The organism is Peribacillus sp. SIMBA_075 (genome assembly GCF_046534585.1).
The window spans coordinates 1-240 of record NZ_JAWRYN010001478.1 but is presented as its reverse complement, the minus strand read 5'-3'; the positions used below and the strand labels follow the sequence as shown (position 1 = coordinate 240).

The following is a 240-nucleotide window of genomic DNA, read 5'->3' as shown; positions in this document are numbered from 1 at the left end:
ACTCTATGTGAATTAAAAAAGCAGCCATTTCAGTATTTTTGGTGGTCCAGATACGATCTTCAGACTGAAGTAAGATATGAAGATGAAATGCTTCCAATCAACTATCGCAAGGAATGGATTGATCATCCTGACGTCCTTCAAGGCGGCGAATTAACAAGCTGGCCAAGATTGATGGACGGTAATGATCTCATTTTATCTTGCATGCAAGAAACGAAGAAGCAGAGAAAACGAATTGAAGGG

Annotated in this window: 1 pseudogene; it reads left to right on the top strand. The window is 40.0% G+C overall.

Going from position 1 to position 240, the window contains the following annotated elements:
• Positions 1–240 (top strand): annotated as a pseudogene (locus tag SB775_RS33305) (adenosine deaminase); the annotation flags it as partial.